The 21,739-nt window shown below is 73.1% G+C and carries 22 protein-coding genes and 1 tRNA gene; 9 read left to right on the forward strand and 14 right to left on the reverse strand.

All coding sequences use genetic code 11. The annotated features are described in order from the left end of the window. Positions 1–501 precede the first annotated feature (501 nt). From ACIBCT_RS10410 to ACIBCT_RS10420, 3 genes are all read left to right on the forward strand, one after another. Positions 502–1,887, forward strand: coding sequence for a selenium-binding protein SBP56-related protein (locus tag ACIBCT_RS10410; protein WP_399187096.1), 1,386 nt, complete (start codon positions 502–504; stop codon positions 1,885–1,887). A gap of 144 nt (positions 1,888–2,031) precedes the next feature. Then, a complete protein-coding gene (locus ACIBCT_RS10415) occupies positions 2,032–2,673 on the forward strand; it encodes a hypothetical protein (protein WP_399187097.1) in 642 nt (213 codons plus the stop codon). A 156-nt stretch (positions 2,674–2,829) separates the two neighbouring features. Continuing rightward, positions 2,830–4,077, forward strand: a complete 1,248-nt coding sequence (locus ACIBCT_RS10420) for a serpin family protein (protein ID WP_399187098.1) — start codon at positions 2,830–2,832, stop codon at positions 4,075–4,077. 88 nt (positions 4,078–4,165) lie between these two features. Here the strand turns inward: ACIBCT_RS10420 and ACIBCT_RS10425 are convergent, their stop codons facing one another. From ACIBCT_RS10425 to ACIBCT_RS10455, 7 genes are all read right to left on the reverse strand, one after another. Next, positions 4,166–4,999, reverse strand: a complete 834-nt coding sequence (locus tag ACIBCT_RS10425; protein ID WP_399187099.1) for a hypothetical protein — start codon at positions 4,997–4,999, stop codon at positions 4,166–4,168. Between the two features lie 166 nt (positions 5,000–5,165). After that, positions 5,166–5,906: an SAM-dependent methyltransferase gene (locus ACIBCT_RS10430; RefSeq protein WP_399187100.1), complete on the reverse strand. Its 741-nt coding sequence runs from the start codon at positions 5,904–5,906 to the stop codon at positions 5,166–5,168. A gap of 41 nt (positions 5,907–5,947) precedes the next feature. Beyond that, a complete protein-coding gene (locus tag ACIBCT_RS10435) occupies positions 5,948–6,421 on the reverse strand; it encodes an SRPBCC family protein (RefSeq protein ID WP_399187101.1) in 474 nt (157 codons plus the stop codon). A gap of 370 nt (positions 6,422–6,791) precedes the next feature. Beyond that, positions 6,792–7,757 (reverse strand): diacylglycerol/lipid kinase family protein, encoded by a 966-nt coding sequence (locus ACIBCT_RS10440; RefSeq protein WP_399187102.1) that lies wholly within the window; start codon positions 7,755–7,757, stop codon positions 6,792–6,794. A gap of 68 nt (positions 7,758–7,825) precedes the next feature. Next, positions 7,826–8,254, reverse strand: coding sequence for a MarR family winged helix-turn-helix transcriptional regulator (locus tag ACIBCT_RS10445; RefSeq protein WP_399187103.1), 429 nt, complete (start codon positions 8,252–8,254; stop codon positions 7,826–7,828). A gap of 347 nt (positions 8,255–8,601) precedes the next feature. Then, positions 8,602–8,674, reverse strand: a tRNA-Ala gene (locus ACIBCT_RS10450). Between the two features lie 19 nt (positions 8,675–8,693). Then, entirely contained in the window at positions 8,694–10,124 is a 1,431-nt protein-coding gene (locus ACIBCT_RS10455; RefSeq protein ID WP_399187104.1) for an MFS transporter, read from the reverse strand. A 110-nt stretch (positions 10,125–10,234) separates the two neighbouring features. Between ACIBCT_RS10455 and sigJ the strand changes: the two genes are divergently transcribed. Together sigJ and ACIBCT_RS10465 are read left to right on the forward strand one after the other, a co-directional pair. Next, on the forward strand, positions 10,235–11,119 hold the full coding sequence (gene sigJ / locus ACIBCT_RS10460; RefSeq protein WP_399187105.1) for an RNA polymerase sigma factor SigJ: 885 nt from the start codon (positions 10,235–10,237) through the stop codon (positions 11,117–11,119). A gap of 105 nt (positions 11,120–11,224) precedes the next feature. Next, positions 11,225–12,433 carry an NAD(P)-binding protein gene (locus ACIBCT_RS10465; protein ID WP_399187106.1) on the forward strand — a complete coding sequence of 403 codons (1,209 nt, stop codon included), beginning with the start codon at positions 11,225–11,227 and terminating at the stop codon, positions 12,431–12,433. Here the strand turns inward: ACIBCT_RS10465 and ACIBCT_RS10470 are convergent. After that, positions 12,400–12,999 carry a CGNR zinc finger domain-containing protein gene (locus ACIBCT_RS10470; RefSeq protein WP_399187107.1) on the reverse strand — a complete coding sequence of 200 codons (600 nt, stop codon included), beginning with the start codon at positions 12,997–12,999 and terminating at the stop codon, positions 12,400–12,402. The two genes, ACIBCT_RS10465 and ACIBCT_RS10470, sit on opposite strands and share 34 nt — an antisense overlap. An 89-nt stretch (positions 13,000–13,088) precedes the next feature. Between ACIBCT_RS10470 and ACIBCT_RS10475 the strand changes: the two genes are divergently transcribed. Then, positions 13,089–13,862 carry an MBL fold metallo-hydrolase gene (locus ACIBCT_RS10475; protein WP_399187108.1) on the forward strand — a complete coding sequence of 258 codons (774 nt, stop codon included), beginning with the start codon at positions 13,089–13,091 and terminating at the stop codon, positions 13,860–13,862. 179 nt (positions 13,863–14,041) lie between these two features. On the opposite strand, the gene ACIBCT_RS10480 is transcribed toward ACIBCT_RS10475, so the two are convergent. The 4 genes from ACIBCT_RS10480 to ACIBCT_RS10495 all read right to left on the reverse strand — a co-directional run bounded on the left by ACIBCT_RS10480 (position 14,042) and on the right by ACIBCT_RS10495 (position 17,017). Then, positions 14,042–15,274: a CynX/NimT family MFS transporter gene (locus ACIBCT_RS10480; protein ID WP_399187109.1), complete on the reverse strand. Its 1,233-nt coding sequence runs from the start codon at positions 15,272–15,274 to the stop codon at positions 14,042–14,044. A 265-nt stretch (positions 15,275–15,539) separates the two neighbouring features. Then, positions 15,540–16,211: an SRPBCC family protein gene (locus ACIBCT_RS10485; RefSeq protein ID WP_399187110.1), complete on the reverse strand. Its 672-nt coding sequence runs from the start codon at positions 16,209–16,211 to the stop codon at positions 15,540–15,542. Between the two features lie 66 nt (positions 16,212–16,277). Next, on the reverse strand, positions 16,278–16,658 hold the full coding sequence (locus ACIBCT_RS10490; RefSeq protein WP_399187111.1) for a hypothetical protein: 381 nt from the start codon (positions 16,656–16,658) through the stop codon (positions 16,278–16,280). Continuing rightward, positions 16,655–17,017 (reverse strand): hypothetical protein, encoded by a 363-nt coding sequence (locus ACIBCT_RS10495; protein ID WP_399187113.1) that lies wholly within the window; start codon positions 17,015–17,017, stop codon positions 16,655–16,657. Before ACIBCT_RS10495 ends, ACIBCT_RS10490 begins: the two co-directional genes overlap by 4 nt. A 140-nt stretch (positions 17,018–17,157) precedes the next feature. Here ACIBCT_RS10495 and ACIBCT_RS10500 point away from each other — a divergent pair, with 140 nt between their 5' ends. Continuing rightward, complete coding sequence (locus tag ACIBCT_RS10500) at positions 17,158–17,691, forward strand: DUF523 domain-containing protein (protein WP_399187114.1); 534 nt, start codon at positions 17,158–17,160, stop codon at positions 17,689–17,691. A gap of 59 nt (positions 17,692–17,750) precedes the next feature. Here the strand turns inward: ACIBCT_RS10500 and ACIBCT_RS10505 are convergent, their stop codons facing one another. Next, positions 17,751–19,514: a PQQ-dependent sugar dehydrogenase gene (locus ACIBCT_RS10505; protein ID WP_399187115.1), complete on the reverse strand. Its 1,764-nt coding sequence runs from the start codon at positions 19,512–19,514 to the stop codon at positions 17,751–17,753. Between the two features lie 342 nt (positions 19,515–19,856). On the opposite strand from ACIBCT_RS10505, the gene ACIBCT_RS10510 reads away from it, so the two are divergent. Beyond that, positions 19,857–20,969 (forward strand): DNA glycosylase AlkZ-like family protein, encoded by a 1,113-nt coding sequence (locus ACIBCT_RS10510; protein ID WP_399187116.1) that lies wholly within the window; start codon positions 19,857–19,859, stop codon positions 20,967–20,969. A gap of 46 nt (positions 20,970–21,015) precedes the next feature. Here ACIBCT_RS10510 and ACIBCT_RS10515 read toward each other — a convergent pair whose 3' ends face one another. Next, positions 21,016–21,216: a hypothetical protein gene (locus tag ACIBCT_RS10515; protein WP_399187117.1), complete on the reverse strand. Its 201-nt coding sequence runs from the start codon at positions 21,214–21,216 to the stop codon at positions 21,016–21,018. On the opposite strand from ACIBCT_RS10515, the gene ACIBCT_RS10520 reads away from it, so the two are divergent. Then, positions 21,206–21,712 (forward strand): hypothetical protein, encoded by a 507-nt coding sequence (locus ACIBCT_RS10520; RefSeq protein ID WP_399187118.1) that lies wholly within the window; start codon positions 21,206–21,208, stop codon positions 21,710–21,712. The two genes, ACIBCT_RS10515 and ACIBCT_RS10520, sit on opposite strands and share 11 nt — an antisense overlap. Positions 21,713–21,739 lie beyond the last annotated feature (27 nt).

The raw sequence follows: 21,739 nt of genomic DNA on the forward strand, positions 1-21,739 counted from the left end.
TTGGTCGGGGGGTTCGCCCCCCCCCCCGCCACCCCCCCCCCCCGCCCGTCGCGGCCGGCCGGGCCCCCGGGGGCCGGCTTCTCGGCGGGGGGGCCGCGCCCCCCCCCCCCCCCACCTCTCCCTTTGCTCTCCGCCCCGTGTCGTCAGGGCTCGTTCCTCTTCGCGCCCGTCGCCCCCGCCTCCGCCTCCGCCTCCGAAGATCCGGACGAAGATCGAGCCCGGCGATCCGTCCCGGGGACCGCCCCGGAACGGCACGCCCCCCCTTTCCCCTTCGGTCCACCCCTTTTCGCCTTACGCCCTCACCTCACGAAACGTCGTCGCCCCGCACGGCACACCGTCCCGCGAAATCCACCGCTTCACGCATCGGCTTCACGAACCGACGGCGCCGGGTGGGAGAAGCGGAAACCCGCGATGGTCGTACCGATATGTCCCCTGGACAGGACCGCATTTTCCTACAACATTGGTGGGGTATCGGTTCCGGCCTCGAGTCAGGAGTTCACCGTGCCGCTCATCCAGCCCGACCCCACCTTCTATCCCTCCGCCCGCGAGGCCATGCTGGCGCCTCGGGAGGGACTGGCCTACGTCGCCCTGTTGGACACGACCGGCGAGGAACGGCCCGACGGGCTCGCCACGATCGACCTCTCCGACGGTTCGATCGTCGATGTGCACGACATGTCCGTCCCCGGTGACGAACTCCATCACTTCGGGTGGAACGTGTGCAGCGCGGCCCTGTGCCCGTACGCGCCGCACCCGCACGTGGAAAGGCGTTACCTGGTCCTTCCGGGGCTCCGGTCCAGCAGGATCTACGTCTTCGACGTCAAGGACGACCCCCGGCGTCCCAAGCTCGTCAAGACGATCGAGCCGGAGACGATCTTCAAGAAGACCGGTTACAGCCGCCCCCACACCGTGCACTGCGGCACCGACGCCATCTACGTCAGCGCGCTCGGCAACGTGGACGGCGACGCGCCCGGCGGGGTTTTCACGCTCGACCACGACACCTTCGAACCGCAGGGCCGCTGGGAGGCCGACCGCGGGCCGCAACGGCTGCACTACGACTTCTGGTGGCACCTGGGAAACGACACCATGATCACCAGCGAGTGGGCCACCCCCAACCAGATCGAGCCCGGTCCGTCGCTGGAGCTGCTCACCGGCCGCGGGTACGGCCACCGGCTGCACGTGTGGGACCTGACCAGGCGCAGGCACCTCCAGGAGATCGACCTGGGCGACCGCCACCAGATGGCGCTGGAGTTGCGGCCCGCGCACGACCCGACCAGGACCTACGGGTTCGTCAACACGGTGGTCGACGTCGAGGACCTGTCCTCCAACATCTTCACCTGGTACCTGGAGGACGGTGTCTGGAAGGCCCGCAAGACGATCACGATCCCGGCCGAACCCGCCGACCCCGAGCTGCTGCCGGAGCCGCTCAAGCAGTTCGGCGCGGTACCGCCGCTGGTCAGCGACATCTCACTGACCCTCGACGACCGCATCCTGCTCGTCTCGGCCTGGGGCACCGGAGAGCTCAGGGCGTACGACGTCTCCGACCCGTTCGCCCCCCGGCAGACCGGTTCGGTCAGGATCGGCGGGATCGTCGGGCGCGACGCCCACCCGGCCGCCCCGGACCGGGCACTGAACGGGGGCCCGCAGATGGTCGAGGCCAGCAGGGACGGACGGCGGGTCTATTTCACCAACTCGCTCTACCGCTCCTGGGACGACGTCTTCTACCCCGACGGCATCTCCGGCTGGATGGCGAAGGTGGACGTCGCCGACGACGGCTCGCTCACCCTCGACCCGGCCTTCTTCACCGACTTCGCCGCGGACGGCCGTCGCGCGCACCAGATCCGCCTGCAGGGCGGCGACTCCTCCTCCGACTCCTACTGCTTCCCCTGACCCTCACCACGTCCTCCCCCCGCCCCGGGTCCCGCTGTCCCGTCCCTCCCCGTCCCTCCCCGTCCCCGAGTCCCGTCCGCTCCCGGCCGCATCCGAGCCCGTCACCGGTCCCGGCCGTCTTCCCGTCCCTGTGAGGCGCGTCCGATGGATCTGACCCCCCTGCTCGTCGTGGCCGGGCTCGGCGCCTTCCACGGCCTGAACCCGGCCATGGGATGGCTCTTCGCGGTCGCGCTCGGCCTGCAGGAGCGCTCGCGCGCGGGCGTGCTGCGCGCGCTCCCGCCCATCGTGCTCGGTCACGCCGCCTCGGTGCTGGTCACGCTGGGACTGGTGTCGGCCGCGCGGCTCGCCGCCCCGCCGAAGGCGGTCTCGTACGGCGTGGCGGCCCTGGTGTGCGGTTTCGGCGTCTGGCGGCTGCTGAGGCGGCATCATCCCCGCCGGGTGGGCATGAAGGTGACCGGCCCGCAGCTCGCCGGGTGGTCGTTCCTGATGGCCACCGCCCACGGCGCGGGCCTGATGGTGCTCCCGGTCACCCTGGGCGCGGGGACCGGGCACGAGGGGCACGGGGTCCACGGGGGCCACGGCGAGCACGGTGCCGCCGCGCTGGTCTCGCAGAGCCTGCTGGCGACGGGGGTGCACACGGTGGCGATGCTGGTCACGACCACCGTCCTGGCCCTGCTCGTCTACGAGCGGCTGGGGGTGGCGGTGCTGCGCAGGGCGTGGTTCAACCTCGATCTCGCCTGGGCCGTCGCCCTCATCGGCGCGGGCGCCTTCGCCGCGTTCGGCTGACGTCCCCGGCCAGGTGAACCCCCCGGACACCGGCGACGTCTCCGGCCAGGTGAACCACCGGGCCGCCATCGACCTCACCGGACACGCGAATCACCCGGCCGCCGCATACGTCGCCGGACGCGTGAACCACCCGGCCGCCGCATACGTTGCACAGGCATGCGCCGACTGTTACCCGCACTGCTGGCCGTCGCCGCCCTCTCGGCATGCGCCATGTCCAAGCCCAGCCTGATCACCGCGAAGGGGGTGAAGCGGCTGGTCCCCACGAACCCCCCGGTCGCGGAGACCGTACGCGGCCTGACGGCCTTCGGGCACTCGCTGCTCACGACCGCCGCGTCCGGAAGGCCCAACGTCGTCCTGTCGCCCCTGAGCATCGCCCACGCGTTCGGCACGGCGAGGGCCGGGGCCGTCGGAGCCACCGCCGACGAGCTCGACAGGGTCTTCGGCTTCCCCTCCGAGGGGCCGCACATCTCGCTCAACGCACTCACCCGGCAGATCGTCACGACCGACGACCCGCCCCCCGTCCCCGACCCGGACGAGGAACGGGACGCCCAGGACGGCACGCCACGTCCCCCGGTCGTGGGCATCGCCGAGGGGCTGTTCGTCCAGGAGGGGCTGAGCGTCAAGCCGGACTTCCTGCGCACGCTCGCCGAGCAGTACGGCACGGGCGCGCACCAGGTGGACTTCACCGGGGACGCCACCGGGGTCATCGACGCCTGGGCCGAGGAACGGACGGCCGGGCGGATCACGAAGGTGTTCGACCGGCTGGACCCGCGGACCAAGCTGGTCATCGCGAATGCGCTCTACCTCAAGGCCGACTGGGCGACGCCGTTCACCGACCCGCCCGAGGAGAACGCCGCCTTCACCCGCGCGGACGGGACGACCGTGCGCGTCACCCTGATGCGCCGCGACGGCGCCGTCCCGTACGTGGCGGGATCGGGCTGGCAGGCCGTGGAGCTGCGTTACGCCGGCGACGAGCTGGCCATGTGGGTCCTCGTGCCGGCCGCGGGCACCACCCCCGCGAGCCTGCTCTCCCCCGCGGTGCTGGCCGAGGTGGCCTCCGGCCTCCGGGAACGGCCCGTACGGCTGGCCATGCCGCGCTGGGACCTCTCCACCACCATGGAGCTCGCGGAGCCGCTCGGGGCGCTGGGGCTGCGCGGGTCCGACTACTCCGGGATCGTCGACGGCGCCACGCTCTCCCAGGCGGTCCATCGCGCCACCGTCACGGTGGACGAGTGGGGGACCGAGGCCGCCGCCGTCACCGGTCTCGCCTTCCCGGTGATGGCACCGGCCCCGCCCGACGTCGAGGTCCGCGCCGACCGTCCGTTCGCGTTCGCGATCGTGCACCGGCCGACGCTGACCCCGCTCTTCCTCGGCCAGGTCGGTGACCCGTCCGCCAGGGAGTGACCCGGCCGTCCGAGGGTGACCCGTCCGGGAGTGAGGCGGCCGTCCGGGACCGAGGCGGCCGCCCCGGAGTGAGGCGGTCCCGCCCGGTTCAGCCGGAGAAGGTCAGCAGGCCCGCGTCCACCACGGCCCGGCCGAAGACGCGGGCCTGCTCGGCCAGGCGGGCCAGTTCCTCGTCGGAGAGCGCGGCGTAGGCGGGCAGCGCCAGCTCGTCGGTACGGTCCTCGATCCGCTGCCGGAGCGCCCTGCCCTCGTCGGTGAGCTCCTCGCCGTCCATCAGGCCGCGCTCGCGCAGCCCCTCGGCGGCGGCCTCCCACTCCTCCTCGGGCCACTCGCGGCTGAACTTGAGGAAGATCGTGGGCATCTGGCCCGTCGCGCCGTGCAGGACCAGCGCGTCCAGCGGGCCGACGCCCTCGGTCAGCAGGGCCGCCACGTGGGCGTCCCCGCGGAACTCGCGCAGCAGCGTCTGGGCGTGCCAGAGCTTCAGCAGCGGCTCGGACGGCCAGGGCAGCGTCGCGTGCGCGGCGAACAGCGGGCGTCCCTGGGGATGGTCGCAGGCCCGCCGCGCCGCGCGGGCGGCCAGCTCCGCGGTCTCGTCCAGGGTGTCGATCTCGTGAATCCCGGCCCGGCGCAGTGCCGCGTCCGCGGCCTCCAGGCGGGCGTCGAGGATCTTCTCCGGGGTCGTCACCTGCCAGACGGCCGGGATGTGGCGCCGGACGAGCCCGGGGTGGAAGTTGTAGAAGGTCGCGATGACCAGCTCGGCGGAGGCGGTGCCGAAGGCCGCCGACCGGGAGGCGAAGTAACCGGCGCGCCCCTCCACGCCGAGCGCGGCGTAGCGCTCGGTGGCCTCGGGAACGAAGTAGATCATCCCGTGCAGGGGCTCCAGGCGCCGCCAGGCTTGACGGGCGAGCTGGACGTCGGTCATCTCATGCCTCCGGGCGATGGGCGGAACGGGTCGTCGTGCCCGGCCGGGGCCCGGGGCCGTCCAGCCCGCGCCGGACGAGGCCGGCGACCTCGTCCGGCGCCCGCGGGTACACCCCGTTGACCGACCGGCCGGTATCAAGGAACCTATTCCTACCCGTCGGTAGCCGTCAACGAGGTCGCACCACGAAGACCCCCCAGCCGAGATGGCGCCTTCCGTACTCGACGTGCGAGCGCCGGCAGCGCTCCAGGAAGTCGCGCACCCCCTCGACGTCGGGGTCGCCGGGGTTGTCGCGGAGCCAGTCGCTCAGCGTCCACCACTGGCTCGCCACGTAGCGGTCCCAGCTGTCCCCGTCGGCGAGGACCATCTCCAGCACCTCGACCCCGGCGGCCTCGAACCTGTCGATCGTGCCCGCCAGCGAGGTGAAGTCCTCGGGGCCGAAGCCGAACGCCTCGTAGGCGCCCTCGGGCGGCTCGGAGTCCCAGTACGGCTCGCCGACGAGCAGGATCCCGCCCGCGCGCAGTGCGGGGAGCATCAGCTCGACCGTGCCGGCCAGGCCGTTCCCGATCCAGGTCGCCCCCAGGCAGGAGACGACGTCGAACGCGCCGGGCTCGGCCCGGTAGGCCGCGGCGTCGCCCTTCTCCAGGCGCACCCGGCCGGCCACCCCGAGTTCCCCGGCCCTGGCGCGCCCGGCGGCGAGGAAGACGTCGCTGATGTCGACCCCGACCCCCTCGATCCCGTACGCGAGGGACCACTGGCAGAGCATCTCCGCCTTGCCGCAGCACAGGTCGAGCAGGCGGTGCCCCGGCCGGAGCCGGGCGATCTCCCCCAGCAGCGCCAGCTTGTCGTGGGTGAACGGGTTGAGGATGCGGTGCCCGCCCTCGGCGATCTCGTGAAAGCGCAGTGACATGACCGCCATGCTTTCCCCGCACGCGACCGCGGGACAACCGGTTATCCGCGCGTCACCGCCGGTCCCGCCCGGGGAGGGTCAGGTCCGGGTGCCACCAGGTCGCTCAGGCGGCGGAGGTCCTCCTGGTACTTGCGCCTGAGCGCGCGGCGCAGCAGGGGCTCGCGCAGGCGGTGCAGACCGGAGAGCCCGACCCTGAGCCGCAGGGTCACCCGGCACCGGTCCTCGGCCAGCGGCACGACCGACCTCTCTCCCTCGGCGTCGATCCCCGAGGTCATCCGCCAGGCGAACTCCGTGCCCGGGACCACCCGGGTCACCTGGCCGCCGGTGCGGTAGGCGCGGCCGTGGAAGCTGATGACCTCGTCGGTGGTGGTACCCGGCACGACCGGGCCCGGGGGGTCCGGCGCCATGGTGGTCACGCCCGCGCGCCAGCGGGGGTCCTGGCCGAAGTCGGCGATGATGCGCCATATCTCGGCCGCGGGGTGCGCTATGTCGACCGACACGTGAAACTCGATCACAGCTCGTACACGATCCCCGTCAGGCGCTCCGACCCGGTGCGGCGCCGTCGCCGGACGGCGCCGTCTCGCCGGAGGGCGGCGGACCGGACCCGCCGGGGACGGCCTCGGATCCCGCCCGTCCCCGACGGGCCGCAGTGGTCACCGCCCCGCGCGCCGGGGACGCCGGCGTCCGTCCAGCGACCACCGGTCATCGGCCCGTTCGCTTCCATCACGCGAAAATATCGACAAACCATACCGAATGGGTATTTGTTATGAATATTAATGAAAAGAGGGGATCTGCCTGCGCGGCCGGGCGCCCGGGAACCCCCGGAACGCCGCCGTCACACGCGCCGGATCCGCACGCTCCTCGCGTCCCGCCAGGGCCGATCGCTCAGGAGCGCGCGGCGTCGGCGGGCTCGCCGGTGCCCGTCGTGGCATCCGGGTTCTCCGAGGCGTCCGTGGTCGCGGGGACACGGATCGTGATGCCGGCCGGTACCACCTTGGCCTTGAGCTCGGTGACGGTGCCCTTGGCGCCGCCGTCCAGCTCGTAGGTCATGGGAGCGCCGAGCTTGGCCGTTATCTTGCGCGCCCGGGTCATCCGGACGAACGGCGAGTCGTCGGACCTGCCGGTCGTCATCCGGCCGAGCACCCGTGCCCACTGGATCGGCCCCTTGGCGGTCGTCACACCGACCTCCAGCCACCCGTCGTCGGGGCGCGCGTCGTCGAACGCCTCGATCCCGCCGGTGATGGTGCCGACGTTGCCGAGCAGCAGGCAGCTCGCCTCGCCCTCGAACCACGGCACCCCGTCGATCCGGACGTCCATCTGCACGAGCTCGCCACGGATGTGGCGCAGGCCCGTCCAGACGTAGGCGGCGCGCCCCAGGCGGTCCTTGAGACCCCGGTCCGCGTCCTTGATCATCGCCGCGTCGAACCCGACCCCGGCCATCACCGCGAAGTGCTCGCCGTTGACCTTCCCCAGGTCGAGCTTGCGGCTCTCACCGTGAAAGGCGATGTGCACGGCCTTGGGGAGGTCCTCCGGAATGCCGAGGTTCTGCGCGAAGAGGTTGGCCGTCCCCGCGGGCAGGATGCCGATCGTCACGCCGGACTCCGCGAGCGCGTCCACACAGCGCTGCACCATGCCGTCGCCGCCCCACACCAAAACCAGGTCGGCACCCTCCTTGAGGGCCTTGCGCGCCTGCTTCGGGGCCTTCTTGCTCTTGGGCACCTCGTACCAGAGCAGCTCGCCGACACCCTCGTCGGCGAGCAGCCTGCGCAACTCGTCCAGCCCTCCGCCGAACGTCTTGCGCTGATGGGCGACCACCGCGACCGTGCCGACCTTCTGCTTCCGGGGGACCATCTGACCTCCTGTAGCACCACGTCGGATACGTTCTCGGCTGCCCTCACCCCCCGGCGGCAAACATCGCCTCAGCCGGCCGGGCCCTCCAGGAGCCGCCTGAGCATGTCCCGCAGGAGCAGGCGGTCGTCTCCGGAGAGCGCGAACAGGGAGATCGCCTGCGCGTGGCCACGCGACCACAGGACGTCCCTCCTGCGCGTGCCCTCCTCGGTGAGCACCAGGAGTTTGACCCGGCGGTCGGAGGGGTCGGGCCGGCGGGTGACCAGGCCGCGACGTTCCAGGCCGTCGACGATGCCGGTCACGTTCGACGCCTCACAGGACAGCCAGTCGGCCAACTCGCGCATCGGGACCGGGTCCCGCAGACGGGCCAGCGCCAGCGCCTGGGCGGGGGGAAGGTCCAGCTCCGCCGCGGTCGCGTTGAACTGCGCGCGCAGGCGTCCCGCGACCTGGCCGACCAGCTCGGTCAGCTCGGCCACGACGGGATCGGCATCGGCGCTCATGCCCCGATCGTACCTTCCCCTTCAGCAGGTTGATTGTTGACATCCTTAACCTCTTGACGGTACGCGCGCCGATGGGTTCACTTCCCCGGAGTCCCCGGGCGCGGATCTCGAGTCGTCCCGGGGTGGGATACCGAAGTCCCTGAACGACCTCCCGGCCCGCGGCCGGTCCGGGCTCCCGCGCACTCTCCCTGGGGGGCACGTCCTCTGCGCGAAGCCCTCGCGGGCGATCCGCCCGGCGATCCGCTCGACGGCCACGACGGCCGGGAAACGACGAGATCCCGCCCGATCGAGGTGATCGGACGGGATCTCGTGAACAACCCTCGGGCCGCTGCGAGAACGGCTCGACGTGGAGCTATGGGGATTCGAACCCCAGACCTCCTCCATGCCATGGAGGCGCGCTACCAGCTGCGCCATAGCCCCTTGCGACGCAGATGAAATCCTAACCGATCGCCGGCACCTCTCGCGCCAGCATTCCGGAGACCAGGGCGATGGCGGCGGACCCGACGGCGCTCGCGGTGATGACGGCGAAGGAGATCACGTACGCGCTCCGGGACGGGACGGAGGTCCCGGCGATGGTGATCGAGGTGAGCAGGGCCGAGGTCGCGGCGCCCGAGACGCTGCCGCCGATGGAGCGGACCAGGGAGTTGATCCCGCTGGCGATGCCGCTCTCGTGCATCGGCACGTGCTGGACGGCGAGCGCCCCCAGCGCGGCGTAGGCGATGCCGAGGCCCAGCCCCTGCACCGCGTTGGAACCGATCAGGTGGGGCACCGAGTCGTTGAAGAGGGTGAACCAGCCGAATCCGACCGCGCACAGGCTCGCGCCGAGGGCCAGGGAGTAGGCGGGGCCGAGCCGGCCGGACAGGCGGCCGGCCATGAAGGAGGCGAGCAGCATGGTCACGGTGCTGGGCAGCGCGTAGATGCCGACGTCCAGGACGGAGCCGCCGAACCCGTACCCGGCGGAGGAGGGCGTCTGGATGAAGCTGGAGATCAGCGTGAACGAGCCGAACATGGCGAAGCCCAGGAGCAGCGAGGCCAGGTTCGCGGGCAGCGAGCGCGGGCCGACGAGCAGGTGGAGACGGACCATCGGGGCACGGAGGCGCAGCTGGCTGTAGACCCACGCGGCGCAGACGACGACCGCGCCGGCGAACAGCCCCAGGACGGTCCCCGAGCCCCAGCCCCAGTCGTTGCCCTTGGAGACGGCCAGCAGCAGGCAGACCAGCCAGACCGACAGCAGGGCCGCGCCGACGAGATCGGGACGGCCGCCGGTGCCTCCCCCGGTGTCGTGGGCGCTCAGCGCGATGAGGACGATCGCGGCCACGGCGAGACCGGCGGTGATCCAGAAGACCGGATGGTGGCTGGGGGTGCGGTCGGCGATCAGGCCGGTGACGATCATGCCGAGGCTGCCGCCGACGCCCATGGTGGCGCTGACCACCCCGATGGCCGTCATGACCCTGGCGGCCGGGAAACTGTCCTTGATCATGCCGATGGCCAACGGGATCAGCGCGGCGGACGCGCCCTGCAGGGCCCGCCCGGCGATCAGCACGGGCAGGGAGGCCGACAGCGCGCAGATCACCGACCCCAGTACGAGCAGGCCCACGGTGAACAGGATCATCCTCTTCTTGCCGTACATGTCGCCCAGGCGCGAGAGCAGCGGCGTGGCGACCGCCGCGGCCAGCAGCGAGGCGGTGAAGACCCAGGTCACCTCGGCGACCGAGACGCCGAAGGTGGTCATCAGCCTGGGCAGCAGCGGGATGACCACGGTCTGCTGGACCGAGACGACCATCCCGGCAGCCGAGAGCGCCACCAGGGTCAGCCAGAGATGCCTCCCCTGCCGCGCGGTGTCCGGTTCGGCGAGGATCGTTCCGGTCACTGCGCGCTCCTTCGCTGCCGACGTCCGTCCTGAAATGGTAGAGCGTTGCGGTAAACAACCGTTTACCCGGGTCATGTCACGTCCGGGCGCCGTGATACGTCTATGTCGCCATGACCGTTGAGCGTTTCGAGGAATACCGAGACCTGCTGACCGGGGTCTCCTACCGGATCCTGGGCAGCCTGACCGACGCCGAGGACGTCGTCCAGGAGGCGTGGCTGCGCTGGTCGGAGGTGGACGTCTCCCAGGTGGAGAACGACCGGGCCTACCTCGTCAGGGTGGTGACGCGCCTGGCGATCGACCGGTTGCGCCGGCTCAAGGCCAGGCGGGAGTCCTACGTGGGGTCGTGGCTGCCGGAGCTGGTGGTGACCCCGGACGTGGCCGAGCACGTGGAGCTGGCCGGCTCGGTGGAGCTGGCGCTGCTCGTGGTGCTGGAGACCCTCTCCCCGCTGGAGCGGGCGGTGTTCGTGCTGCGCGAGGCGTTCGACCTGCCGTACGCGGAGATCGGCGAGGTGATCGGCCGCGGCGAGGCCGCGACCCGGCAGCTCGCCCGGCGCGGCAGGGAGCACGTCCGGGAGGGCAGGCCCAGATTCGAGGTGGACCGCCAATTGCGGCGTGAGTTCACCGAGCGGTTCGCCCGGGCGGCGGTGGGCGGTGACCTGAGGACGCTGGCCTCGATGCTCGCCGAGGACGCGTCGCTGGTCAGCGACGGCGGCGGCAAGGCCAAGGCCCCGCTCCGGGTCATCACGGGCGCGGGCAGGGTGCTGCGCTTCCTGACCGCGATCGGCGGCCACGAGGGGACACAGAGGTTCATGGAGGGCGTGGGCGCCCGACCCGGTGACGACTTCACCCTGGAGGTCGCGGATGTGAACGGCGCGCCGGCCCTGCTGGCGCGGGTGGGCGGGCGTCCGGCCGCGGTGTTCTCCCTGGACGTCGCGGACGGCCTGATCCAGACCGTCTTCCTGGTGGCCAACCCGGACAAGCTCGCCCGGCTGTGACGTCCCGCCCCGGCGCTCCGGGGCACGCGGCCGGGAACGGGCACGGGGACGGGGGTGACGGCGGATGCGTGTCACGAACGCACCCTCCCGGTGCGTCCTGGGGGCATGACACGACAGACACGAGAGATCAACATCGTGGGCGGGGGCCTGGCCGGGCTCACCGCCGCCATCGCGTGCGCCGAGGCGGGCGCGCGGGTCACCCTCCACGAGGCCCACCGGAGGCTGGGCGGCCGGGCCCGCAGCACCGACGGCCCGTACGTCGCCAACGACGGCACCCACGTCTTCTACTCCGACGGAGAGCCGTGGAACTGGCTGGTGGCCAGGGGCCTGGTCCAGCCGTACAGCAGGCTCCCCCTGCGCGCGCTGGCCAGGTCCAGGTTCCGGCACGGCGGCCGGCTCGGCGGGCCCCCGCTGTCGCTGGTGAAGGCCCTGGCCAGGCGGCGCCTGCGGGCCCCGGTCGACGAGGACTTCGCCACCTGGGCCGGCCGGCGCTTCGGGCAGGAGGGCATGCGCGCCGCCGCCGGGCTGGTCGGCGTGATCACCTATGACGGGGACCCCGGGCGGCTGTCCGCGGCGTTCGTCTGGGAGCGGGTGCTGCGGGCCGCCGCGCCGAAGCCCCCGGCGCCGCGCTACGTCACCGGCGGCTGGGGACGGGTGGTCGACCGGATGGCCATCCACGCGCGCGGCCTGGGCGTGCGGATCGAGACCGGTTCACGGGTGGACGTCCTGCCCGAGGACACCCCGGTGATCGTGGCGACCTCGCTGGACGCCGCCAGGGCCCTGCTCGGGGACGGGTCGCTGCGCTGGGAGAGCGGCCGGGCCGTCCTGCTCGACCTCGGCCTGCGCGCGAGCGCCGACGACCTCTTCCTGGTCTCCGACCTGGACGAGGGCGGCTTCCTGGAGCGGTACAGCCTGCCCGACCCCTCGCTCGCCCCGGCGGGCCACTCCCTCTGCCAGCTCCAGATGCCCCTGCGGGAGGGCGAGGGCAAGGACGGGGCGATCGCACGCGCGGAGCGGGTGGCCGACCTGGGGCTGCCCGGGTGGCGGGAGCGGACGACCTGGCGGCGGGAGGCCGTCTGCAACGGCCGCACCGGCGCCCTGGACCTGCCGGGGACGAGCTGGCGGGACCGGCCGGCGATCGACCGGGGGGACGGCGTCTGGCTGGCGGGCGACTCGGTGGCCGCCCCGGGCATGCTCAGCGAGGTCTCCTCGAACAGCGCGCTGGCCGCCGCGGCCTCGGCGCTGCGGGCGGTGGGCCGGGAACCGGCGGGCGACGTGCCTCAGCCCGTCCCGGGCCGGGGGCGGCGCGCGTAGGCGCGGGCCGCGCGGGCACGGTCGCCGCAACGGGTCGAGCACCAGTGGCGGCGGCCGTACCGCAGCAGGTAGCGGTTGCAGGGGGTGGAGGCGCAGGCGATGAGGCGTTCGGCGTCGGGACCGGTGAGCAGGTCCGCGGCGTCGGCGGCGAGGACCGCGAGGGCGTGCTCGACGATCCGGGTGAGGGGGTGACAGGGGGCGCGGTAGAGGCCTCGGGCGGGGTCCCAGTGCAGCAGGGAGGCGGCGGGGGCCCGGGTGAGCGCGTCGTTGACGGCGGTGAGGGCCGCGGCCGGCACGGGCAGCCCGCCGGCACACGCGGCGAACAGCGCCCTGATCTGGTCGCGCAGCGACCGCAGCTGTCCCGCGCACAGCTCCTGCAGCCCGATCTCGGCCGGGGCGAGGTCGCGTTCGGCGAGCCAGCGGCCGACGGCGTCGGGGGTGTCGAGGAGATCGACGCACCGCCCGCCGGGCAGGGCGATGACGGTGTTGGCCACGTCGAGGGCGAGATGCCGCTCGGCTCCCGGAGCGGGAGGCAGGACGGGCGTGGCGGTCACGGTCTCCTTCATACCTCTCATGGTACGGATTGCATTCATCCGTGAGAAGCGGCTACCGTTCCTCACGGATAAGCCCCTTCTCATCCGTGAGGTGTTTTGTCATGACCGCTACCGGCACGACCGACCAGCAGGTTCCCGTCCGCGTCTTCGGCGGGCCGACCGCCCTCATCGAGTACGGCGGCCTGAGATTCCTCACCGACCCGACCTTCGACCCTCCCGGCGACTACCCCGGGGCCGGCCGCCCGCTGCTGACCAAGACCGCGCCTCCCGCGATCACCCCGGCGGACCTGGGCCCCGTCGACGTGGTCCTGCTCTCCCACGACGAGCACCCCGACAACCTCGACGACTCCGGACGGGCCCTGCTGGACGGCGTCCCGGTCATCCTCACCACCCCGAGCGGCGCCAGCCGCCTCGGCGGTGACGCCCGGGGCCTCGCACCGTGGGCCTCCGCCGAGCTGCGCCGCCCCGACGGCGGCACCGTGACCGTGACGGGCGCGCCCGCCCTGCACGGCCCCGAGGGGGCCGAGGCGGTCACCGGCGAGGTCGTCGGGTTCGTCCTGACCGCGGCCGACCTGCCCACGGTCTACGTCAGCGGCGACAACGCCTCGCTGGAACTGGTCGAGCAGATCGCCGAGCGGTTCGGCCCGGTGGACACGGCGGTCCTGTTCGCCGGGGCCCCCCGCATCCCCGGCGTCCTCGACGGCGCGCTGCTCGTCCTCGACAGCGCCCAGGCCGCCGAGGCGGCGAGGATCCTCGGTGCGCGCCGGGTGGTACCGGTGCACTTCGACAGCTGGACCCACTTCACCGAGGGCCGCGACGCCCTGGTGGACGCCTTCGCCGCCGCGGGCCTGGCCGACCGCCTGCGGCTGGACTGAGCGGACGCCACGGGGCGCCGGTCACGCCCCGCCGGACCGTCCGGGGATCCCGGACGGTCCGGCGCGGCCCGCGGCCCGGGGGTCCCGTACCGCCGGCCCCGGTGTCACCGGTGCGGCGTGTCACCGGCGCGGCCCGGGACCCGCCCCCGGGCCGCGGACCCTCCCGGTGTCCGGTGTCCTCAGCGGGCGGCGAGGGCGCCCTCGTCCTCCAGGTGACCCGGGCGGCCGGCGTACCAGCCCGCCACGAGCTGCGCGGCGACCACCGCGAACAGCAGCAGGAACGGCATCGTCCAGCCGCCGCTCGACTCGTGCAGGATGCCGACCACCAGGGGTCCGGCCCCCGCGATGAGGTAGCCGGTGCTCTGCCCGAAGGCGGAGAGCGCGGCCGTCGCCTCGGGGGTGCGGGTGCGCATGGCGAGCATGGTCAGCGCGAGCGGGAACGACCCCATGCCGATGCCGACCAGGCTCGCGAAGATCCAGGCCATGGACGACGGCGCGAGCCACAGCCCCGCGAAGCCCGCCGTGTAGAAGAGCACGAAGGCGACCACCACGGGCCGCTGGTCGGTGAACCGGGAGGCGATCGCGGGCACGAAGAGCGACACCGGGATGCCGATCGCGGTGAAGACGCCCAGCACCAGCCCCGCCTGCGCGGTGGTGTAGCCGCCGTCGATCAGGATCTTGGGCAGGAAGCCGAACATGATGTAGGCGACCATGCTCTGCGTGCCGAAGTAGGCGGCGACCGCCCAGGCCAGCCTGCTGCGGAGCAGGGCGCGGGCGCCGGTCCCGCCGTCCGCGCCGTGCCGCTCGGGCTCCCTGCGCGAGAGCGCGAACCACGGAACGGCGGCGACGGCGGCGAGCGCCCCCCACACGCCCAGCGCGACGTGCCAGTTCCCGTCGGCGGCCCGCTCGATGGGGACGGTCGCGGCGGCCGCGAGCATCGTGCCCACCGCGAGGGCGGTGGTGTAGACGGTGGTCATGGTCCCGGCCCTGCCGGGGAAGTGCCGCTTGATCAGGCTGGGGATGAGCACGTTGCCCACGGCTCCGCCCGACAGCGCCAGCGCGCTGGCGTAGAGGAACACCTCGGCCGAGCCGACCATCGACCGGATCAGCAGGCCGGCGCCGAGCACGATGAGGGAGAGCAGCAGCAGGCGGTGCTCGCCGATCCTCCTGGCCAGCGCCGGGGTCACCGCGCCGACCGAGGCGAAGATGAGCACGGGCAGCGTGGTGAGCAGGCCGACCCCGACGGCGGTCATGCCCAGGGCGGAGGTGATCTGGTCGAGGACCGGCCCGACGCTCGTGACGGCGGTGCGCAGGTTGAGCGCCGCGAGGATGATCCCCAGCACGAGCAGCCAGGCGAGGGAGCCGTTCGTGCCGGTGGTGCGGCCCCTGGTCTGATGGGTGAGCACGCTCATGCGGGTTCCAGTCCTCCTCGGTGGTTTCGTCCAATCGTAGGATGATTGGCTGACCACGACTGTAACAGGACTGAAACCTGCGTTTGTTCCTGACCGGCGGAGCCGACGGCAATCGCTGACAACGTGAAAGCCGGGCCACGCTCCCCTTTACAGGGCGTGACCCGGCTCTCTCACGCACGGCACGGACCTCGGCTCCGAGGCCCGGAACCCGGACGGCCCGGGCACCGGATGCCTTGGCACCGGCACCGGGCGAGTCGGGAACGCGTCAGATACGCGGACCGGGGGTGGGCGGCGGCTCCTCGCCGAGACCGCGACCGGCACCCGGGAGCGGCGTGCCGCCGGGGGGCGGGAGCGCGGAGTCCGGCGGATAGACGTCCCCGCCCACCGTGCGCGGCGGAGCGGGCTCGTCGAAGCCCGCGACGCCACCGCCGGTGGAGCCCAGACCCGAGCCACCCGTCAGGCCGCCCTCGTCGGCGCGCTCGTGCGGGCCGGGCACCTCACCGCGCCAGGCGCCGGTCTCGCCGCCACGCGACTCGATGAAGGTCTTGAAACGCTCCATGTCGCCACGGATGCGCAACTTGACGAGCTGAAGCCAGTCGCCGACGGTCTCCACGAACCCCTCGGGGTCGTAGTCGAGCTGGAGCGTGACCCGGGTGGTGTCCGGGCCGAGGCGGTGGAAGGTCACCACGCCGGCCTGGTGCGGCCGCTCCACGGACTTCCACGCCACCCGCTCGTCAGGGTGCTGCTCGGTGATCTCCGCCTCGAACTCCCGGTGGACCCCGGCGATCTCCACGACCCACGCGGTGCGCGTCTCGCTCAGCTGCTTGATCGACTCGACGCCTTCCATGAACTCAGGAAAGCTCTCGAACTGGGTCCACTGGTTGTACGCGGTCCGGATGGGAACGTTGACGTCAACGGACTGTTCAATCGTGCTCATGACCGTGCCTCCCTTGTGGTTTGGTCGGTTCGAGGAGCAAAGCTGCCCAGGTGGGAAAGGCTCTAACTAGCGGCGTCGCAAAAGCCAGTAGATCCCCAGCAAGGGCAGCACGAACGGGATGAACAGGTAGCCGCTTCCGTAGCCCGACCAGACGGTGGCCCGGGGGAACGCCTCGGGGTCGACCATGCCGAGGGTGCCCACGACGAGCACCCCGGCCAGCTCGATCCCGCAGGCGATCAGCGCGAGCGTCCTGTTCCCCACGGCCAGCGCCACGGTGAGCACGAGGTAGACGGCCGCGGCGAACGCCGACAGCGCGTAGGCCAGCGGCGCCTCGTCGAACCGCGTCGCGATCTGCACGGCGGCGCGGGCCCCGGCCGCCAGGGCGAACACCCCGTAGACCGCCACCAGCACGCGCCCGGGACCGGTGCCGATCGCCGGTTCGCTCATACCAGGCCCTGCCAGATCTGGAGCAACCGGCCGACCATACCGGGGATCGCGAAACCGGCCACCGCGATCACCGCGGACCCCCAGCGCGAGCGCTCCGCGTACCCCAGGAACAGCGCCACCGGCGGGATGAGCACGGTGGCGGCGAGGTAGCCGATGACGGTGGCCGTCCCCTGCGGGCCCTCGCCCCGCGCCAGCGCGGCGGCCACCACCCCGGCCTGGACGATCAGGCCGAGCTCCAGCAGCGCGAGCGCGCCCGGCAGCACCCTTCCCATCGGCCTGTCGCGCATGGTGTTCACCAGGGCCCACAGCCCGATCACCAGTGACAGCACGATCAGGCCCGTCGCGAGCGGCCCGATCATCGAGACCTCGCGGGACCCGCGGAGCTCGCGGAGCTCGTGGAGCCCGCGGAACTCGCGAAGCTCGGGAAGTCGGAGAACATGAGCAGCAGGGTACTGCCCGGCCCGGGCGCCCCCCGCTCCGCGCCACGTACTCTGGGCCGGTGGACAGGATCATGGTCAGCGCCTGCCTGATGGGGCGCAGGGTGCGGTACGACGGGGCGGCCAAGACCAGCGAGGACGCGCTGCTGGCCGCCTGGCGGCGGCAGGGACGGCTGGTGGCGTTCTGCCCCGAGGTCGAGGGCGGGCTGCCCGTCCCGCGCCCGGCCGCGGAGATCGAGGGCGGCGCCGGGGGCGAGGCGGTGCTCGCGGGCACGGCCAGGGTGCTGACGGCCGGGGGCGAGGACGTCACGGCGGCCTTCGTGGCCGGTGCGCGGGCGGCGCTGGAGGCCGCCCGCTCCTGTGGCGCGCGGGTGGCGATCCTCAAGGAGGGCAGCCCCTCCTGCGGCAGCCTGACCATCCACGACGGCGCCTTCGCCGGGGGGCGGGTGCCGGGCCACGGCGTCACCACCGCCCTGCTGGAGCGGAACGGGATCGCGGTCTTCGGCGAGGGACGTGTCGCCGAGGCCGCCGCGTACCTGCGCGAGCACGGTGAGGGCGGCGACCCCGGCGACGGGGACGATGGCGTCGGAGGGTGACGTCAGAGGGTGACGTCAGACGCAGGCGGTGACGCCGGACGCGGACGGGTGCGGTGGCGTCAGGAGATGTCGACCCTGAAGATGCGGTCGGAGCCCGCGGGCTCGCCCCCGCCGGCGTCGGCGTTGGTCGTGGTCAGCCAGAGCCGGTCGGCCCCCGGCACCGCGACCACGGTGCGCAGCCGGCCGTAGGTGCCCACGTAGTAGGCGACCGGCGTGCCGGTGGCCTCCCCCGCCTCCAGCGGGATCCGCCAGAGCCGCTCACCGCGCAGCGCCGCCATGTAAACCGCGTCGCCGACGACCGCGACGGCGCTGGGCGAGGCGGTGCTCACCGGCCACTGGCGCTTGGGGTTCTCCATTCCGGCCACGGAGCAGCTCCCCTCGCAGGTGGGCCAGCCGTAGTTGAGTCCCGGCTTGATCAGGTTGAGCTCGTCGAACTGGCTGTTGCCGAACTCCGCCTGCCACAGCCGTCCCCGCGAGTCCCAGGCGATGCCCTGCGGGTTGCGGTGGCCGTAGCTGTAGACGAGCGTGCCGAACGGGTTGCCGGGGGCGGGCTGCCCCGCGGTGGTCATCCGCAGGATCTTGCCGGCGAGCGAGTCGCGGTTCTGCGCGTTGGCGGTGACCTGCGCGTCACCGGTGGTGGCGTACAGGTACCCGTCGGGGCCGAAGGCCAGCCGGCCGCCGTTGTGGTAGCGGTTCTTGGGGATGTTCCGCACCAGGGCCGTGTAGCCGCCCAGCGAGGTGCCGTCGTAGGTCATCCGGGCGATCCGGTTGCCCTCCGAGGCGGTGTGGAAGAAGTAGACGTACCGGTTGCTCGCCCAGTTCGGGTCCACCGCGACCCCCAGCAGGCCGCCCTCGCCGCCGGTGCCCATCGTCTCGGGCACGGTGCCGACCAGCGTCCTGGCGCCCGAGAGCGAGGTGCGGTAGACGCGGAAGCTGTCGCGTTCGGTGACCAGCGCGTTCTGCCCGTCCGGCAGCCAGGCCACGCCCCACGGGACCGTCCAGCCGGTGGAGATCTGGGTGATGCCCGACGGCACGCCGCCCCCGCACGCCGCGGTGGTGAAGGTGACGGTCCCGCTCTGCGCGGAGACGTTGCCCGCGGCGTCCCTGGCCACCACGTGCAGCGAGTACGGGCTGGCGCAGGCCAGGCCGGTGACCGTGACGGACGTGGCCGGCGGGGAGCCGGTGACGGTCGCGTAGACGGTGCCGCCGCTGCGTACCTCGTAGGAGGTCACGCCGGTGTCGTCGGACGAGGCGGTCCAGCTCAGGGTGGCCGTGGTGGCGGTGACGGCGGACCGGGTCAGGCCGGACGGCGCGGTCGGGGGCACGGTGTCCGACGAGGCGGTCTCCAGGTCGAGGTGGTCGAGGTTGGGGTTGCCTGCGGCCGTGGTCGCGGTCACCCGGATCGTGTTGGCGCCGGCCCGCAGCGTGACGGTGAGCGTGCTGGTCGCCCAGGTGCTCCAGGCGCCGGTCGGGCCGAACGCGCGGGCCGCGGAGACCACCGCTCCGTTGACGGAGACGTCGCCGGGCCGGTTCCCGGCCGACCCGTTGGCGTAGCGCAGCGCCACGGTCGCGGTGCCCGCGCTCGCCGCCTGGACCGTCCACTCCACGTAGGAGCCCGCGGCGTTGTCGCCGTTGACGAAGCCCGAGCCGGAGTAGTCGGCGTGGTTGGACTCCACCACTCCCTGGGAGATGCGGGCGCTCTCGGCCTCGTACCGGGTCGCCGCGTCCGCCGGGCTCGCCGTCGCGACGGCCGTCATCAGCGCCAGGGCCGTCGCGACAAGGCCACCGAGCGCCTTCCGCGGCCTGTATCCCTCTGATCTCATGAGTCTCCTTGACGTGAGGTTCCGGGGGCGACCCACACTCCACGGCGACATGCGGCCGGTGGCACCGGGGCATTGTTAACGTTAACAAGTACGGGTCGCGTACCGCTCGATCCTCCGGGCCGTCTCGCCGGGCCCGCCTGCCGCCGGGCCTGCGCCGGGTTCCACCGGATTGCCGCCCAGTGTCGTCCTGACGGGAGTGATCGTCAAGATTGGACTGGAAATGTCAGGAAAAATAGTGAATCTTTCATCACCGTCCAGATCACGTTCACGGGTCGTCCGCCCGTCATCGTGCCGACGAAAGGGGACGATCCCCCGCTCCCGGCCCTGTATTACAGTGACGCGATGGGGAACGCGATCACACTGGACAGGGCCCGCTGGCTGGGCTTCAGGTGGCGGGGACACGGCCTGGAACGCCGGTCTCGCGAGGGGACGCCCGACGACCTGCTGCTGCTGGGATTCCAGGACGGCCGGCAGGCCGACGCCAGGCGGGCGCTGATCCAGCGCACGGGAACCGTCGGGTCCGCGAGCGTCGCCGAGGCCGTCTCCCCCGGCGGGCCGCTGGTGAGCATGTGGTCGGTACGCGGGGCACCGCACGCGCACCGCCTGGCCGACCTGGACCTCCTGCGCGACGCCCTCGCCCCCCGGGAGTCGGACGAGGGCGGAGCCGCCTGGGTGCGGGCGGTCGACGAGGTGGCCGCCGCGCTGAGGGCCGTGGTGACCGGCCCGACGCCGAAGCCGGAGGCGAGCCGCGAGGTGAACGGCCGCGTACCGGCCTCGCTGGTGAACCGGTGCGAGCGCTGCGACGCCGACCACGTCCCCGACGCGCTGTTCCGCGCCGGCGGATGCCGGGCACGGCTCGTCGTCGGCCCCGGCGACCAGCGCGTGACCATGCTGTACCCGGTCCCGGACGCCCCGCGGGGAGAGCGACAGGAGCGACAGGACCGGGACGGCGACCCGCGCCTGACGCTGCTGCGGGCCTACCTGCGGGTGAACGGCCCGGCCTCCCGGGCCCTGTTCCGCGACTGGATGGGGAGCGACACCGCCGCCGTCGCCGGCCTGTGGAGGGAACTCGGCGAGGACCTGGTCCGGGTACGGGTCGGCGACCGGCCCTACGACCTGCCCGAGTCGCTCCTGGACGAGGTGAGACGGGCACCCGCCCCCGAGGGGGTCGTCCTCGTCCCGCCGCACGACCCCTACCTGCGCCAGGCCGACCGGAACCTGCTCGTCCCCGACCCGGGCAGGCGCCGGCAGGTGTGGCGGGCCCTTTCCGGGCCGGGGGCGCTGCTCGTCGACGGCGAGGTGGCCGGCACCTGGCGCTACCGCCGCCAGGAGCGCGAGCTGACGGTCACCCTCTTCGACGGCCTGGCACCCGCGCGCCGCGCCGAGGCCGAGGACAGTGCCCGTCTCGTCGCCGAGGCCACCGGCGACGAGGCGCCGAAGGTCGTCTGGGACTGAGGCGCGGCGCGTCCCGGCCCGCGTGCCCCGCATCCGGCGGGCCCGCCTAGTACTCCCACAGGTCGGTGCGGCCCTCGGCGCCGATGCAGAAGACCGCCGAGCCGTGTTCCCCCCGGACCAGATCGACCCGGATCCATCCGGGGGCCGAGGCGACCTTGGCCTCGTAGCCCGCCCTGGGCGCGGCGGTGACGAGACGGCAGACACCGTTCTCGATGGCGAAGGAGACGGAACCGCCCTTGACGTTCATCACGCGCAGGTTCTCGGTCGAGACCGACCGGGTCCTGGTGGCCTCGGGACCGGCGCCGGCGCGCGGCGACGCCGTGGCGGCCCGGGTGGCGCGGGAGGCCGGGGGCGAGGTCGCCGGTGCCGTCGGCGCCCTCGATGCCGTCGGCGCCGTCGGTGCCCTCGACGTCCCGGGACGCGGTTCGGCCCGCCGCGTCCGCTCCGGCGCCGCGTCGCTCCCCGACGGGGAGCGGGCCGGGCGCGGCCGGGCGCTCCGGCTCGCGGACGAGGCCGGGCGCGGTTCCGGGGTCCGGCCGGAGGCCGAGGACGGCGCGGTCACGGGCCACGGGGGTCTCTCCGCGCCGGTGCGGCCGATGGCGGCGTTGAGCGGCTCGACGCCCGCGTCCTCGAAGACCTCGCTGCGCAGCACGTCGCGGACACCGAACCAGGCGACCGACACCGCCAGGACCGTGGCGACGCACCACACCGCGATGAACCCCAGCGTCTGCCGCATGTCGTGAATTATTACGTCATATGTCCCACTCTTC

The organism is Streptosporangium sp. NPDC050855 (assembly GCF_044456585.1).
Taxonomy (GTDB): Bacteria; Actinomycetota; Actinomycetes; order Streptosporangiales; family Streptosporangiaceae; genus Streptosporangium; species Streptosporangium longisporum.